Source organism: Vibrio sp. (genome assembly GCF_984391705.1).
On sequence record NZ_CFHWOM010000004.1, the window covers coordinates 182726 to 198499 of the forward strand.

Here is a 15774-nt window from a genome sequence, read left to right on the forward strand (position 1 = left end):
TAAATTAGTTGTTTAATGTAGGTTATGGCGTTAATGGACTTTAATAAAAACCAAAACATAACATATTGAATTTAAATAACTTTAATCAAATACAAACGAATAGTTGCAACCACAAGACATACCTCGGGGCTGATTAAAACCGTAAGGGTCTAAAGCGAAGACCTCATGTAAATAGCCCATCGAGAGACATATCCAACTATGACAGAGGAGATGAAAGGAAAAGATTCAATTGCAGAGGAATACTGCCGTGGAAAGTATGAGGAAGTGGCTCGAACACCATTATTCGAGCCACTTTGAAAGCGAGTTACTGCTCAGAATCAGATTTAGCAGTACCGCTAAAATCAAGGCTAGAGACGTAAACTCTAAAGAAGAAAACTGACATTAAAACAACGACAAAGGCTGATACTAACTCAGCGAAAAAACCTGAGACTAGCGCAAAACCGTTGGTGACTTCAGTGCTGCCAGTTAAAAGCAAATCAAACATTAAGCCGCCCCCACCGATAACGACAACACCTAACATCAATGTTGTCGTGAACTCTTTCGTTTGAGTCCAACTACTACTCATCGCTTCAAACGGGGAACGTTCATTCAGTACTGCTTCAAACTCAGCAAAACCATAACGAGCAGACAGGAACACGCCAGGAATGATCAGCGCCATAATACCAATCAACACTGCAATACCATACAACACATGAACAGCAAAAAGACGGGCCCATTCATTCAATGAGACAGAAAGATTTGCCTCATTACCTGTTACAACAGAAGCCATGTACTTGATAAGGCGACACATGTAAAACGCTTGTCCAAACGCGAACAACGCCAGATAAATCGTAAATATCCAAGCGTTGTCTGGCTCAGATGCATTGATGTAAGCTCCGAACACCGACATGGCTATAAAGAACGGGCCAACAATCTGAAAAATCGGTCCGCGATGGGATTGAATAAAATAGATGCTATCAAGTAATAGTTTCTTCATTCCGACATTGAGTAATTCTATAAAAGGTGGAGCAATCATATCAGAAAGAGAGCGCAGTAGTTCTATATCCCCCTGAATTCACAAACACAGTAGACCAGTTGTCAAATACAATAGGTAATACGAACACTGCATACTCAACTCGCTGGGAGATCTGCCTATCACCGTATCATCGCTAAAGATCAAAATCAGCGTTATACACTTTGAATACATTGACCATAGGTTCTTCCCACCCTAAAGATACTCTCAATTGCTCAACGATGGGCTTCACTTGCTCCTTTGCGACGTTGATTTCCACTTTTAACAAAGCGTAATTTTCTACTTTTCCTTGTTCGCCGAATACAGGGTTAGCTCCATCTAAAGCTCGATGGGAGCCTGTCACAGAGCCAATTGCCCAGCAATGATCATAGTTGCCGATTCTATCAACCCCCGACTCATGTAAAGTGCTGAGCACCAATTCTTTCTGCTCTGGTTTACAGAAAACTTCTAGTTTGTACATCTAACTTCTTAGCTCCATTGACTGATCACTGTTAACACCAAACTCGATTTTTGAGCTAGGCTACCGAGCGTTATTCATCCTCTAAAAGACGCCGCTATTTTAAATTCTGATCGTTTAGAAAGACAAACCCAGCAATTTTAACTCTTCTTCACATTGCGCTGCGTTAACAAACAAGATCCCTGATAGACCAGCAGCCTTTGCACCTTCAATATTATGCGGCATGTCATCAATAAATACGGTTTCCGAAGGGGCTAACTCATGCAGAGAAACTAGCGAATGATAGATTTCAGCTTGAGGTTTGAGTAACCCTACTTCCGCCGATACTGTTGCCCCTTCAAACAAATCCCAAAACGTATATTCTGACTTCAAATAAGCGACGATTTCATGAACATTGTCAGTTAGAGCAAAAACATTGTAACCTGCTGACTTAACACGCTTAATAAGGTCTACTGAGCCATAAATAAGGACCTGAGTTTGTTTGACATAGTAGAATAAGCGTTCGCATTCTAATTCGGACAAGCCTAGCGACTGTTGATACTGAGCCTTGGCGTTAGATTCAGAAATAAAGCCCTTATTTAAATCTAGCCAAGTTTCTGACTGAAAGATTGACCTCGCCAGTTCTTCTGATTCCTTTCCCTCGCCAAAAGTGAGCCTAACTATTTCTATAGGTGCCCAACGAACAATGACGTTTCCAACGTCAAAGACTACATTTTTGATACTTCCTGAAGCCATTTATTTTCTCCTTTCGGGCAACGCCTCGTTATGTATTACAACACTATGCAGACAAACAAACTGAACAAACCAGATAGAAACAGTAACATACTGACACCTACATCAAAGTTTGATTGGCTTTCGTCCAGTTGAGGTTCATTAACCATTGATGCCGCAACCCGAGTCGCACTGTGAGGACTATGCCGCAGATAAGAATCCTTACCTGACTTGGTAATGAGAAAAAGTCCGCTAAGGCTCCATTGAATCAATAAAGAGTAAAAGAAGTAGTCACTTATGAAATTCAATTTTGGAATTGAAAAAAGCAGCTCACTTATATGAAGAATAAGAGCGATGAGCCCATTCACCACAAGAGAAAATACTAAGATTCTTAACATCTTACCTCCTTATAGATACATTGATATCAAGCCCAAAGGACCTTTACATACTATACAAACAAAGCTTGAAAAGTCTGATCTTGCTTAATAGACATCAAGCTAGAAGAGAGTGAAGCGAGCATTGCTTCATGCACAAAATTGCCCATGCTTATGCGTTTAACACCCAAATCTTTCAGTTCGGAAAAGCTAGGTAACTCTGGAACGCACATGACATTGACAGGCAAAGGCGTACTTGTCACAACCGCTCTAATATCACCAATGTTCCTAATACATGGTAAAAAAATCCCATCAGCACCAGATTGTTGGTAACGACTAATTCTCTCGATACTTACCGCGACTGGATCGTCAACAGCTAGCAAGAAAGCATCACTCCTCACATTGATGAACACTTCTACATCGGCTTCGATTAACTGGTGTCTAACTTTGCTTAACATATTTGAAAATGAGGCACTGTCAGTCAACCGTCTTTGACCTTGGACCAAAACACTGTCTTCTATATTTATGCCAACAACACCTAGGTTGACCAATTCAATAATGTTCTTGGCGATAACCTCCGGCATATCCCCGAAACCCGACTCAATATCAACAGTCAATGGCAGAGTTGTTATCCTTTTGATTGCTTTTACAATTAGCAGTAAGTCTTCAAACTGGATGTTTTCTCCATCATCCTTTCCAAGGTTATGCGCAATTGCTGCACTAGAAGTTCCAATGGCTTTAAAACCAATCTTCTCTGCGATCTTCGCACTCGTTGCATCCCAAACATTACAAATAACGAGTGGCTCTTCCGCGTAGTGCATACTTTTAAACATGTCTGATACTCCTATATAGTTCTTAACTAGCGATTTCAGACAGATACTAGCAATGGACGTGTCATAGGGTTCGCCAATTTCGGAACTGAACGTGAATTTGGGACTTCAACTGTCGGTTACCTAGCACCTCTTGAAGCTCTCGAAGTACACCTTCTTTTAGCTCTCATAACCTTCCCTGCTACTCTCTCATAATGCTTCCTTTTGAGGACTAGTTCAATTAACAATCAATAAGTTAGGATAACCAAACCAGATAAGGTTGCAAGGTGTCACACTATTTCCAATAGAAAACCCATTGGATATAAAAAGCGTAACTAAAATGGTAAAGAAGGAAGTGAACACATAAGCGGATTCGAGTGTCGGAAAGACATAGAACAGAGAACAGAGAACAGAGAACAGAGAACAGAGAACAGAGAACAGAGAGTTAAAGCGATCTTTGGTAATTGGATAGGCTTACCAAAGTAAACGTCACGCAAAGAAGCCACGTTCTACAGGTATCTAAATAACTTATTGAGAGAAAAGCAAAAAACGAGAATACTAGATAGAATTACGATTTTGAAAAATACACATCGTGACACTTTGTCGTATCAGTGCTAATTGGAATTGCTTAAAATTGATGTAAATCTTTGAAATTACTGAAGAGTATTGGAGCGTACTGCGGGAATCGAACCCGCATCATCAGCTTGGAAGGCTGAGGTAATAGCCATTATACGAAGTACGCTTTGTCGTCTGGACGTGTTCTAATATGCCAGATCTAACTGAAAAGAAAAGCGTTTTTTCTTAGTTTTCGTTCAAGTGATGAATAGATAGCCACATAGATTCATATTTGTCGCCTTTTTGGTCAATCTACAATCTCCGATACCGCTCTATTTTTACCCCAGGTTTTGGCTTGGTACATAAGACGATCTGCTGCAATCAAATCCAGTACCGAATCTGGGCTTTGATAATAAGCGCAGCCTAAGCTAACTGACACCTTGGCAATAGCCTCTGTATCCAACTTTATGGCACTTACTGCGGCACAAAGAGATTCCGCTTGATCATGAGCTTCACAATAGTCCAAATCAAACGCCAACAAAGCAAACTCTTCTCCCCCTACTCGCGCCATTAGAATATCTGGACCCAAACTTTCTTTCGCCGCATCTGCTACAAGTCGAATCACTTCATCACCAACTGCATGTCCCCAGGTATCATTAATCGCTTTAAAATCATCGATATCGAAAACCATCACGGCAATAGGACGGTTTTGAGGTTTAATCTCTTTCAACCGCTCCATGAAATAGCGCCGATTATGAATTTGAGTAAGCTCGTCTGTCAATGAAAGAGTTGTCAATTGTTGGTTTGCCCGCTCTAATTCGATGGTTCGCGCTTTAACAGTGCGTCGGAGCAAAACGATGTAAAGCAACACAGCTAACGAAACAGCACCAATTGCCAAAGGAGTAAAGAAGTTTGGGTAAACCGTCTCAACATGAATCCAGCGATTAAGGATGTTAGTTCGCTCATCATTCGAAAGCTTGTTAAAACCAGCATCAACGCTCTCAATTAACGCGCTATTTCCCTCTGCTACAGCAGGAAAAATATCACCGGAGTAGAGAAACTTCACTGGAACAAATTTTGTCGGATGAGAAGTAGAATAAAGATAGAAATTAGCTACGTGCAAATCTGCGATAAACGCATTTACCTCACCAGAGAAGGCCCCTTCAATCATTTTTTGGTTATTAGCATACAGTTTAAGGTTTGCTTGTGGGAACTCAGTCCGAGCGTAATGCTCTTCATATCCGCCCTCTACCACACCTACCAAGTCTTGCGTACCCCCTTCTAGAACCGTATTTACATCTACCGATAGCGCTTCTTGGCTGTAATATAGCTGCGTTTCGATTGTGAATAGCGGCTCTCCGTAGTCAAAGAACTCTTCTCTTGGCTTCGACCACATCAACCCTGCATGAACATCGGCTTGCCCCTCTCTTACCGCGACAATCGACTCATTCCAATCGAGCAATACAAACTCAACCTCCACTTGGTTACGCGCTGCATACTCTCTCCAAAAATCGATTAAGATGCCTGCTGGTTGATTGTGTTCATCTAGATATGAAAATGGCTTCCATGCTTTAGAGTTTGCCACTTTAAGCGTGGATTCTGTTGCATTTACCTGCGGAAGGCTAAACGCTGCGACAAACGTGATCGCGCCGCACAGACATAAAAAAGCTCGAGCTAGCAGTAACCATTTAACAGGCGAAGTTTGTCGGACCCAATCCATAATCAGAAATACGTTATTTACACTAATGTAAATACTAGACCAAACCTAATGCTAAAGTTGTAGAAATACCAATCGCAATTTGGAAAACCCCGATTTTGCCCCCCTCGACGATGCTACTCCCAATCTAAAAGAGCAGCTAATAACTCCACTTAAGGTTCATAAAGATCATTGTCGTCGGATTCACACCAAACAGGCTTTTTGTTCTGCCACCAAAGTGTTGAAGCACCGTCAGAAATTGCCAATCATTGGCCAAAGAGTAGCTATTCGAAACCCCAATAAAATAAGAATTATCTTGGTAGTAACTAGAAGATAGAGTCATTCGATTCAACGGCGTCAAATCAAAACTGAGATCGAGATAAGTCGTGTGGGAAGTAAAGCTCAGAGTTTTTGCAGAAAGAGGTAAGCCAAGATAACTTTTTGCATTAGCTATATCGATTGGGTTGTCGATATAAAGCCAAGCCACTCTCATCAGCCAACTACGTACCCCTCCAAAGCTGTAATCTACTTCGCTGCTGGCCACTAGCATCTGATTCTGTTGTTCCAAAGTAAGTTGACTATCAGTGGGATCAAACCAGGTTAACTCTGCTCTTAAACCTGCCCCTAATACGTCTGTGGCAAAACCAGCGCCGATGACATGATCCGATAATGATTTTCCGATGATCAATTGATAGTCCCAGCTCCGCATATTTCCATAATATCGCGCTGCGGCACTATTGAGTTCGCTATCTCTGCTAGGGCTGAACGCAGCTTCAACACCACCAGCAAAACCTATCTGTCGCCCCACCAATATTGCGTCAGAGCCAGCCCTCTCTTCATAGTCAAAATCATAAATCGAATAGGCATTAAACAAATCGTTTGGATTCCACACCGTATTCATTGCCCAATTGATCCGAAAACGACCAACTCGCGCTTTCCATTGATCATTCTGCCAATCAACGAATAATCTATCCAACTGGCTATTGACGATTACGGAGTCATTCTCGACTAGGTTTCGACTCATATCCCAGTAGCCACTATCCCTCTCAATATACTGACTGTAATAAGGTAAGTCTAAGCTATCACCCATTAACACTCGGTTTCGCAACCCCAGATTAATGCTCACGCCACTGTCGAAACGGTACTCAAGATTGAATCGTTGATGAAGTAAATGGTCTAGATTATCCTTACCTTCTTTCGGGTAGGAATAGGTCGCCATGTATTTCACGTAGCCACCCATATCCCATGGGCTTTGTGAGGTTAGGCCAGGAATTTGAGCATATTGAGGAGCGTTCCACAGCGCGCAGATCATTATGACTGACATGATACCTAACGAACGCAACCTCACTCTAAGCCCCTTCACTCACAGCGATATCGACGCTGCCTCCAGAGTAAATATCTTTAGTAAGCTTGCCATCTTCAAATACGATAACACGCTTAGCTCGCTTGATGACTCTCGGATCATGAGTTGAGAAGATAAACGTCGTTCCCTCTTGCTGATTAAGCCTTTGCATTATATCTAGCAGCTCAGCAGTGCTTTGCGCGTCGAGGTTTGCCGTGGGTTCATCCGCCATAACGAACCTAGGGCTTGGCGCGAGCGCTCGTGCAACTGCAACACGCTGTTGTTGACCACCCGACATCTTGCTGGGAATTTTGTCTTTTTGCTCGCTAAGCCCAACTTGATCGAGCAAACTCAACGCTCGCTCTCGGCACTCTTGCTCACTGTGACCTTGTAACTGCATAACGAATTCAACATTCTCTAATGCCGTTAAAACAGGAAGTAAACTGTAGTCTTGGAATATAAAGCCAATGTTGTCGCGCCGGAACGCAATTAGTGCTTTTTCGGACAGCTGGCAAATGTCGCATTCATCTATGAAGACTGAGCCAGATGTCGGAGTATCAATCCCACCGATCAAATTCAGCAATGTGGTTTTTCCCGAGCCAGATGGCCCCATCACAGCGACAAATTCACCCTGTTTTATTTCAAGGTCAACGCTTTGCACTGCGTGAACTGGGTAATCCGTCTCTTGATTATATATTTTGCTTAGTTGAGTGAGTTTAATCGTCATTAACGTTTCTCCGCCATAGCATCGACTGGCCGCTGCTTCAAAATCTGCCTCGCTGGATATATCGCGGCTATAAAGCTAGCCGCAACCACAATAAATAGCACCATCACATATTCTTCTAGTGACACCCGAGGCCGTAGCAAAGTATCAACGCCATAAGCGCCGAGCCCATCAGACATTGCCGCTAACGAGATACCAAAATGGTTAAGCGCTTTTATAATGACACTACTTAAAAATATACCGAGTAGCGCTCCCGCAGCCCCTAGCATTGAAGTTTCAAGTATGAGCAAGACAAATATCTTGTGTTTCTGCATACCCACGGCCATTAACACACCGAATTCTTGAGTTCGTTCATAAACAGACATCAACATAATATTGATGATGCCGAACATCATTGCGATCACGAATATGATAAGAATGACTTGGTTACTGACATCCATAGTACTCATCATCGTGGCAAGCATAGGCTGAATTTTCTGCCAGTCTCTGACAGTAACGACACCCTGCCAAGGAGCTTTGCTCACCATATCGTTCAACTGCTCAATGGTATTTCTTATCTCAGAGGCATCTTTGAGCAACACCGCAATTTCATGTACTCCTTCCATTTGCGCAGTGCGTTGTAAATCAGCCTTTCTGACAAACACATTGCGATCATCAAATGTCGTGGATGGCGTCTTAAATAGGCCCCTCACTCGATACGCGGCTCCCGCTACTTGGCCATTAGCATCAGTAAATGTGAGCACGACTTTAGAGCCCACTCTAAGATTAAGGCGCTCTGCTAGTTTTTCCGATACCAAAATAGGGTTTCCGCCTTGTTGGTCTAGCCATTCCCCTTTTGTGATGTGCTGGCTTAGCGGCGTGATTTTCGCTTCGCTATCAAGTTCCACACCATTAAAGCGCACCGCTCGGTTACTGCGCGACGAAGCAACCATTCCGTCGACAAGAAATCGCTCAGAGACAACATCTACGGATGGTATTTGCCGTATTTCATTAATTAGCTCATTAGCCGCGGGGATCTGAGCGGAGATGTCCGGGTTGAGAAGATAGGCTTTATTATGAACTTGGATATGACTTGTTTGCCAGCGAATCGCATTGCTCACTAGACTGTCTACGAAACCCGTCATGAAGCCCATCATGGCAATAACCCCCGTTAAGCCGAATATCATCGCTCCTATAATGATTGAGGTACGTAATTTGTTGCGCCAAAGATTTCGCCAGGCAAGTTTAACGAGCATGGGCTCCTCCTTTTAGCGCACGAGATACATTCAAACGAGCTACTCGAACAAACGGATAAATCAAGCACAAACACATCATAGTCAACACAATGATGACTTGATCGAGAACTAATTGAGGATCCGTTGAAATGGGGATGATAGGTTCAAACCCTGACTCAAGCATAAGCTCGGCAGCATCGCCCGTAAGCTCTAGAGGATTGAGATAAAAATAGCTCATCACTGGCACACTGAGTACGATACCGCCGATAACACCAATCATAGCGATAAACGCAGATTCCATTAGCAATAGAGCCGACAGCTTTGAGCGTAACATCCCTGTGGCGAGCATTACGGCAAACTCTCGTTGTCGCTCTAACGTCATCATCAAAATAGTGGCAAATAGCCCAAAGCCGACAATTCCGTACAAGACGTAAACTAAAAAGATGCCGCCCGCTTTATCCATAAGAATTTGCTGAGCAAGCTCAGGGGAAAGCTCTCGCCAATCTTTAACAGCGGATTCCGGAGAGTAGTGTTTGCGCAGCTCTAAAACCGTTTGGTCTAGATGCTTTAAATTATTGACATCAAGTACCCAGTTGGTCACTAAACTTGGGGTCGAATAGAGCTTTTGGGCCTCCGCTAAAGGCATGTAAACGAGTTGGCTATTCAGTTGTTGTAATGGGAAACGAATTACTCCAGAAATGGTGTATAAGCCTGCTGCCGTTTGTCCTCGGTAACCTTGCCCATACAGAATAAGTTCATCCCCTACCTTCACCCCTAGATAGTCTGATACCCCTTCACTAACCACAACAGATGTTCCACTCGAAGAAAAAAAACTACCTTCACTTATTTTGGCGCTGACGTTGGAGTAAGCGTCTTCTTTTTCTGGTTCGATTCCTAGAACTAGTACACCTTTAGAACGTTCATCTGCAGCAGCTAAGGCGACCGATTCGATTCTAGGTAGCACGCGAGTCACATTTGGATGATTTGCCGCAAAATCGATGAAATCATTATCCTGTGGCATCACATCATCAATGCTTTGCGAGGTATAAAACTCATGATGCTGTAGTTGTATCAGACCAGTATAGAAGCGAGCCGCATTTTCAATGTTTGAGCTATAGCTTCCTTCTTGAAAACTTCGAGTCATCAGCGACAAGAACAACGCCAATGCTAATGCCGAAGCAGTCAGCAGAGTCCTTCGCTTTTGTCGCCAGAGATTTCGCCAAGCGAGTTTGACTAACATCGATTATTCCCTTAGCGCTTTCATTTGACTAAGCGAAAAGAAATCATCATCAATAGCAAAATCGAACTGAGCCTTGTGAGTCGTTAAAACGGTTTTGTGCCCTTCTTTATCCACTGGTGACATTTCCATGCGAGTAGGTAAAAAGCGACCGCCCATATCCTTGATATCAAACGTTTCCATAACATTGACCAAATCCTCAAACTCATCATAGAACTCCACCTTGCGTTGTAAGTGAGTTTGTTTCGAGATCCAAAGCGTTACTTTCGTCCAAACCACTGGCGCATCCGGCTTCGCTACTGCATCAATAACCCATACTTCATCCTCGTCAAAACGATCTTCTCGAACTACCGAGTGTTGATAGTCAACAACGATGGAAGATTGGTTAATCAAATCATCGTTAGTAAAATCAGATCCCATCCAAGATTGGCTAAGCATTGATGGCGCAATTTTGATCACTCGTTCTATTGTAGGCACCCAATTCCACATTTCTCGCTGGCGTTTAAGAGAAGCACTCCCTTTGTCCTTTGCAGGTGCCGTTACCAACACCATCGAGAGCTCCGTTCCTTTCGTCCAGCTTTTCATACTCATGGAGCGCTGCCAATCCGGGCGAACAATTTTCATGGTGGACTCGGTGTAACTAGACTCTCCTCTCATCGCTTTATCAGATAAGGACACTAATTGAGTAGCATTAAGATTCGTTACAGAAGAGGCAAACACCAAGGAAGGAAGAAAAGTACAAAACAGGGACAAAAAGCGTTGGAGTAGTTTAGGCATAAGGCTTCCTAGCCAATCAAGTTGTAGCTCAATAATACCCGCTAAGTGAAAGTAAATATGAGAAACAGGCTAAAAATCGAACGTTAGATGCCCCACTTTATTGCATGCAAAAAAAAGCCCCTACACAAGGTAGAGGCTCAGTTACGTGATGCAATCAATTAGATGTTTGCAGCAGCAACATAGTTGTTCAGCTCTTCATTTGACACTGTCGCAACGTGTTGGTCATTCAGGTAGAACGCAACGCTATCTTCAGCTTTCTCGCCACGAAGTACTTTTGTCGTACCGTCAATGTACGAAATGTCCATTTGCATCGTGTTCTCATCAATTTGTTGCATCGTTGCTTGCTCGATGTTCGAGTTATTAGATAGTGGCACGGTTGTTAGTGTGCTATCCAAGTGCTCGTTAACTTTGATGTAGTTCTTTGTTGGCGTATCAACTACTGCAGGTGATTTACCTGTGATTGGGTTTTTGCCTGTCCAGAATTCAATTGCGTTGAAAATGAAAAGGTCAGCTGCACCAGCAATACCGTAAACAGGAGATAGTAGAAGGAACATACCTTCACGACCATAACGGTTATCTACAACTTCAAGATTGAATTTAGATACCATACCTGTTGTCGCCATTTGCCCCATACAACCAGTAAGAGAAGATAGACCAAGGCCAGCTACGATTGCGATTTTTAGTGCATTTGATTTCATGTTTTACCACCACTGTTTTGAGATGGCGGGCATCCTACTCCTGAATTTTTTTTAAGCAATCTCCCCCCAACCATATTTGACACAAATTTAACTGTGTTAAGACTCTGTTTTTTATAGGATAATTCTTACTCAGCACACTACAAGTTGTGACAAGTCTTTTACTAAATCACAACGCTTTGTGATTCGTGTTCAAAAAAACCGCATACGCACTCAGGCGCTTATTTGTATAATACAAATCACTAATTATCTCTTTTCTTACGTCATTGATGACTGCTCAATTTATAAACAGATAGTTTTATCATCCGTGAGAATGTTAAAAATTAAACGTTATATCAACAGTAATGAATTAGCTATTAATCCCAGCTTTTAATAGAAATTAAGACGAAAAGTCCAAAAATACGTTACTAAGTTAGCGAATATCAGAACTGTTTTCTAAGTCATGTTTTCCGACAAAGATGTTGCGATCTCATTTATAAAATGAATAATAAGCGATGTTACAAACATGTAACAAAGCACAACATCATATAAATATTATTCATATAAACTTTAATGCACAGGCAGGAAAAGCATGACAAAGCGTATCTCGCTTGCCCTTTTGGCAAGCACATTTGCAGGTAGCGCTGCGGCTTCCAACTTGGATGACAAGATTAACGAAGTAGTAGCACCCATCGTCAACCCATTTGTAGGAATGATCTTCTCGACAATTCCTTTCCCTTTTACTGACGTACAGGTGCCGTGGATCGTTCTTTGGTTGGTCGTTGCAGCTCTTTTCTTTACTTTTTACCTTGGCTTCATCAACGTTCGCGGTTTCAAACACGCAGTTCAGCTAGTCTCCGGTAAATTCTCTGATCCAAAAGCGAAAGAAGATGGCGAAGTATCCCACTTCCAAGCTCTGACTACAGCACTTTCTGGTACTGTGGGCCTGGGTAACATCGCAGGTGTTGCAGTAGCAGTCTCAATTGGTGGTGCTGGTGCTACATTCTGGATGATACTTGCGGGTCTACTTGGTATGTCCAGTAAGTTCGTTGAGTGTGCTCTTGGTGTTAAATATCGAAACACAAACCCAGACGGCACCGTTTCTGGTGGTCCAATGTACTACCTAAGCAAAGGTCTAGCTAAACGTGGCAACGCAGCGTTTGGTCGTACTCTTGCAGTGCTGTTCTCTGTGTTCGCTATCGGTGGTTCTCTTGGCGGCGGTAACATGTTCCAAGCAAACCAAGCGTTCAAGCAGGTTGTTGGTGTAACAGGTGGCGACGCTTCATTCTTCGCAGATAAAGGTTGGTTATTCGGTCTTATTCTTGCGGTAATCGTTGGTATCGTGATTATCGGTGGCATCAAATCTATCGCGAAGGTTACAGAGAAAGTTGTTCCATTCATGGCAACTATCTATGTAGGTGCAGCACTTGTTATCCTACTGATTAACTTCGACAAGATTGATGACGCATTCGGCGCGATCTTCCACGGTGCATTCACTGGTGAAGGTATTGCAGGTGGTGTTATCGGCGTACTTATCCAAGGTTTCAAACGTGCGGCGTTCTCGAACGAAGCGGGTGTGGGTTCAGCAGCAATTGCTCACGCAGCAGTAAAAACCAAAGAGCCAATGTCTGAAGGTTTCGTATCTCTACTAGAACCTTTCATCGATACTGTTGTTATCTGTACGATGACAGCACTGGTCATCATCATCACGGGTTACCTTGATACTGACCATGGTCTTGCGGGCGTAGAGCTAACTTCTGCGGCATTTGGTAGTGCAATTAGCTGGTTCCCATATGTACTTGCTATCGCAGTAGTCCTATTTGCCTTCTCAACAATGATCTCTTGGTCATACTACGGTCTGAAAGCTTGGACTTACCTATTTGGTGAGAGCAAAACAGCAGAGCTTATCTTCAAAGTTAAATTCTGTGTGTTTGTTGTTATCGGTGCAGCAATGAACCTAGGTCCTGTAATCGACTTCTCAGATGCAATGATCTTCGCTATGGCACTGGTTAACATCGTAGGTCTATACATCCTTGTGCCTGAAGTGAAACGTGACCTAGCAGATTACCTAGAGCGCTTTAATGCAGGTAAAGTGTACAAGGTACAACAAAAACAAAATCTGACTGAACAGCCAGAATCTTAATCGCACGATTCGCATTAAACAGCAGGCAATAGCCTGCTGTTTTTATTTCTACCACTTCAAATTTATTTGCTAGCACGAACTCACCGAGTAGCGAATCTATCTAGTTCAATCGAACGTTTAGCTTTAAAAGCGACATCTTCTGCTAACAACTCACTCAATGTACACTCTGATTTACTGCTGATTCTAGAGCAAATTTAGCATAATTTAACATTTTGGTTACACTTACCTTAAACCGTAGATACCAAGATTCATTGCTAGATTGTTGTGTATTAGCAGTTTAAAAAAGCGTGATGGTAATTTTCCTTAGTAATTTGTTTCAAACTCCTGAGCTAAAAACCATCACAAGGTATCTACCTAGACTCATGCCGAAACATGGCTAAAAGTCACGATTGTTCTTGATTTGGTGCGATCCACTAAGCAAGAACATAAAAGGAGATCCCGATGAACGTTCAAGCTCTACCCATGCTGCGATTTATCGACCATTTGGGTGAAGTTGTTGGCCAGTTACCTAGCTGGGCAGATGCCTCTACCCTAACGCAGTTCTACCAAGATATGGTCATGAGTCGATCCTATGACAACAAAGCCGTAGCACTCCAGCGAACAGGTAAACTTGGTACCTACCCTTCCCACTTGGGCTCGGAAGCTTATGGTGTGGCGATTGGACACGCCATGCACGCTAAAGATGTATTTATTCCCTACTATAGAGATATGCCCGCCATGTGGGTGAGAGGCGTACCGATGGAGAAGAATCTCCAGTACTGGGGTGGTGACGAACGAGGCAGTGATTTTTCAACGCCCGAAGGAGAACATAGTCGAGACTTACCTTTCTGCGTACCTATTGCGACGCAGTGTACTCACGCAGTCGGAGTCGCTTCTGCACTTAAAATCGAAAGTAACCATCAAGCTGCACTCGTCACATGCGGTGATGGCGCTACTTCTAAAGGGGATTTTTTAGAGTCTATAAACTGTGCTGGAGCATGGAACCTGCCATTAGTGTTTGTCGTCAACAACAATCAATGGGCTATCTCAGTACCACGTAGTTTGCAATGTGCAGCAGATTTTCTTTCGGAGAAAGCAAAGGGAGCTGGCATACAAGGCGTAACCGTAGATGGTAATGACATAGTTGCAATGCACGATGTCGTTTTAGCCGCGTTAGACCGAGCGAGAAAAGGCAAAGGCCCGACCTTAATTGAAGCTATCAGCTACCGTCTTAGCGATCATACTACCGCAGACGACGCGACCCGCTATCGTAGTGATGACGAACTGAAACTCGCCTGGCAATATGAACCCATTGCACGCCTAAAAGCCCATTTAATAAACCTTGGTGCTTGGAGTAAAGAGCAAGACGAATCTTGGCTTCAGTATTGTAAAGAGACGGTCGAATCAGCGGTAGAAAACTATTTGAACATAGTCCCGCAAGCACCAGAAACCGCATTTGATTACCTGTACGAATCCGCGCCAGCGGAGCTAAACGAACAACGCGATCTCTTGATTCACAAAGTAATGCGCATGCAGGGAGGCAATCGTGGCTGAAATTACATTAGTAGAAGCGGTTAACCTCGCTCTCCATCACGAGATGGCGAAAGACAGTAATGTCATTGTTCTTGGTGAAGACGTGGGAGATAACGGTGGTGTTTTCCGAGCAACCGTTGGCTTAAAAGAAAAGTTTGGCCTTCGCCGAGTCATTGACTCTCCCTTAGCGGAAGCCTTAATTGGTGGAGTGACTGTTGGTATGGCGAGTCAAGGTTTACGACCAGTGGCCGAATTTCAATTTCAGGGCTTTGTCTTCCCTGCATTGGAACATTTGATGTGCCATGCTGCTCGCATTAGAAATCGTACTCGAGGGCGACTTACCTGCCCTGCTGTTTTTCGCGCTCCATTCGGTGGAGGTATTCACGCCCCAGAGCACCATTCTGAAAGTGTAGAAGCCCTATTCGCTCATATTCCTGGATTCAAAGTCGTCATTCCCTCTTCGCCCCAACGAGCATACGGTTTGTTGTTAGCGTCGATTCGCAGCAATGACCCAGTAATGTTTTTCGAACCCAAACG

15 protein-coding genes and 1 tRNA gene are annotated in these 15774 nt (G+C 43.3%); 3 read left to right on the forward strand and 13 right to left on the reverse strand.

What is annotated here, in order from left to right; all coding sequences use genetic code 11:
- Window positions 1-304 precede the first annotated feature (304 nt).
- The 13 genes from AC4MRV_RS05410 to AC4MRV_RS05470 form a co-directional block, all read right to left on the reverse strand.
- Complete coding sequence (locus AC4MRV_RS05410; RefSeq protein WP_491186402.1) at window positions 305-976, reverse strand: hypothetical protein; 672 nt, start codon at window positions 974-976, stop codon at window positions 305-307.
- 172 nt (window positions 977-1148) lie between these two features.
- Window positions 1149-1472 (reverse strand): YqfO family protein, encoded by a 324-nt coding sequence (locus AC4MRV_RS05415; protein ID WP_491186403.1) that lies wholly within the window; start codon window positions 1470-1472, stop codon window positions 1149-1151.
- Window positions 1473-1586: 114 nt separating this feature from the next.
- On the reverse strand, window positions 1587-2204 hold the full coding sequence (locus AC4MRV_RS05420) for an HAD family hydrolase (RefSeq protein WP_491186404.1): 618 nt from the start codon (window positions 2202-2204) through the stop codon (window positions 1587-1589).
- Window positions 2205-2239: 35 nt separating this feature from the next.
- Window positions 2240-2578 carry a hypothetical protein gene (locus AC4MRV_RS05425; protein ID WP_491186405.1) on the reverse strand — a complete coding sequence of 113 codons (339 nt, stop codon included), beginning with the start codon at window positions 2576-2578 and terminating at the stop codon, window positions 2240-2242.
- A gap of 50 nt (window positions 2579-2628) precedes the next feature.
- A complete protein-coding gene (locus AC4MRV_RS05430) occupies window positions 2629-3387 on the reverse strand; it encodes an isocitrate lyase/PEP mutase family protein (protein WP_491186406.1) in 759 nt (252 codons plus the stop codon).
- 643 nt (window positions 3388-4030) lie between these two features.
- Window positions 4031-4105, reverse strand: a tRNA-Gly gene (locus AC4MRV_RS05435).
- Between the two features lie 120 nt (window positions 4106-4225).
- Window positions 4226-5638, reverse strand: a complete 1413-nt coding sequence (locus AC4MRV_RS05440; RefSeq protein WP_491186407.1) for a transporter substrate-binding domain-containing diguanylate cyclase — start codon at window positions 5636-5638, stop codon at window positions 4226-4228.
- Between the two features lie 136 nt (window positions 5639-5774).
- Window positions 5775-6962: a hypothetical protein gene (locus tag AC4MRV_RS05445; protein ID WP_491186408.1), complete on the reverse strand. Its 1188-nt coding sequence runs from the start codon at window positions 6960-6962 to the stop codon at window positions 5775-5777.
- A gap of 1 nt (window position 6963) precedes the next feature.
- Window positions 6964-7683 carry an ABC transporter ATP-binding protein gene (locus AC4MRV_RS05450; protein ID WP_491186409.1) on the reverse strand — a complete coding sequence of 240 codons (720 nt, stop codon included), beginning with the start codon at window positions 7681-7683 and terminating at the stop codon, window positions 6964-6966.
- On the reverse strand, window positions 7683-8915 hold the full coding sequence (locus AC4MRV_RS05455) for an ABC transporter permease (protein ID WP_491186410.1): 1233 nt from the start codon (window positions 8913-8915) through the stop codon (window positions 7683-7685). Before AC4MRV_RS05455 ends, AC4MRV_RS05450 begins: the two co-directional genes overlap by 1 nt.
- Window positions 8905-10134, reverse strand: coding sequence for an ABC transporter permease (locus AC4MRV_RS05460; protein WP_491186411.1), 1230 nt, complete (start codon window positions 10132-10134; stop codon window positions 8905-8907). Before AC4MRV_RS05460 ends, AC4MRV_RS05455 begins: the two co-directional genes overlap by 11 nt.
- A 3-nt stretch (window positions 10135-10137) precedes the next feature.
- A complete protein-coding gene (locus tag AC4MRV_RS05465) occupies window positions 10138-10908 on the reverse strand; it encodes an outer membrane lipoprotein-sorting protein (RefSeq protein WP_491186412.1) in 771 nt (256 codons plus the stop codon).
- A gap of 158 nt (window positions 10909-11066) precedes the next feature.
- Window positions 11067-11606 (reverse strand): DUF3332 domain-containing protein, encoded by a 540-nt coding sequence (locus AC4MRV_RS05470; RefSeq protein ID WP_491186413.1) that lies wholly within the window; start codon window positions 11604-11606, stop codon window positions 11067-11069.
- Between the two features lie 568 nt (window positions 11607-12174).
- Here AC4MRV_RS05470 and AC4MRV_RS05475 point away from each other — a divergent pair.
- The 3 genes from AC4MRV_RS05475 to AC4MRV_RS05485 all read left to right on the forward strand — a co-directional run.
- Window positions 12175-13725 carry an alanine/glycine:cation symporter family protein gene (locus tag AC4MRV_RS05475; RefSeq protein WP_491186414.1) on the forward strand — a complete coding sequence of 517 codons (1551 nt, stop codon included), beginning with the start codon at window positions 12175-12177 and terminating at the stop codon, window positions 13723-13725.
- A gap of 441 nt (window positions 13726-14166) precedes the next feature.
- Window positions 14167-15258, forward strand: a complete 1092-nt coding sequence (gene pdhA, locus AC4MRV_RS05480) for a pyruvate dehydrogenase (acetyl-transferring) E1 component subunit alpha (protein WP_491186415.1) — start codon at window positions 14167-14169, stop codon at window positions 15256-15258.
- Window positions 15251-15774: alpha-ketoacid dehydrogenase subunit beta (locus AC4MRV_RS05485; protein ID WP_491186416.1), on the forward strand; the 524-nt coding region annotated here is incomplete at its 3' end. The genes pdhA and AC4MRV_RS05485, both read left to right, overlap by 8 nt.

Bases quoted from the DNA above. Each gene is read 5' to 3' on its own strand.
- AC4MRV_RS05410 (WP_491186402.1), bottom strand. From the start codon at position 976: ATGAAGAAACTATTACTTGATAGCATCTATTTTATTCAATCCCATCGC.
- AC4MRV_RS05415 (WP_491186403.1), bottom strand. From the start codon at position 1,472: ATGTACAAACTAGAAGTTTTCTGTAAACCAGAGCAGAAAGAATTGGTG.
- AC4MRV_RS05420 (WP_491186404.1), bottom strand. From the start codon at position 2,204: ATGGCTTCAGGAAGTATCAAAAATGTAGTCTTTGACGTTGGAAACGTC.
- AC4MRV_RS05425 (WP_491186405.1), bottom strand. From the start codon at position 2,578: ATGTTAAGAATCTTAGTATTTTCTCTTGTGGTGAATGGGCTCATCGCT.
- AC4MRV_RS05430 (WP_491186406.1), bottom strand. From the start codon at position 3,387: ATGTTTAAAAGTATGCACTACGCGGAAGAGCCACTCGTTATTTGTAAT.
- AC4MRV_RS05440 (WP_491186407.1), bottom strand. From the start codon at position 5,638: ATGGATTGGGTCCGACAAACTTCGCCTGTTAAATGGTTACTGCTAGCT.
- AC4MRV_RS05450 (WP_491186409.1), bottom strand. From the start codon at position 7,683: ATGACGATTAAACTCACTCAACTAAGCAAAATATATAATCAAGAGACG.
- AC4MRV_RS05455 (WP_491186410.1), bottom strand. From the start codon at position 8,915: ATGCTCGTTAAACTTGCCTGGCGAAATCTTTGGCGCAACAAATTACGT.
- AC4MRV_RS05460 (WP_491186411.1), bottom strand. From the start codon at position 10,134: ATGTTAGTCAAACTCGCTTGGCGAAATCTCTGGCGACAAAAGCGAAGG.
- AC4MRV_RS05465 (WP_491186412.1), bottom strand. From the start codon at position 10,908: ATGCCTAAACTACTCCAACGCTTTTTGTCCCTGTTTTGTACTTTTCTT.
- AC4MRV_RS05470 (WP_491186413.1), bottom strand. From the start codon at position 11,606: ATGAAATCAAATGCACTAAAAATCGCAATCGTAGCTGGCCTTGGTCTA.
- AC4MRV_RS05475 (WP_491186414.1), top strand. From the start codon at position 12,175: ATGACAAAGCGTATCTCGCTTGCCCTTTTGGCAAGCACATTTGCAGGT.
- pdhA (WP_491186415.1), top strand. From the start codon at position 14,167: ATGAACGTTCAAGCTCTACCCATGCTGCGATTTATCGACCATTTGGGT.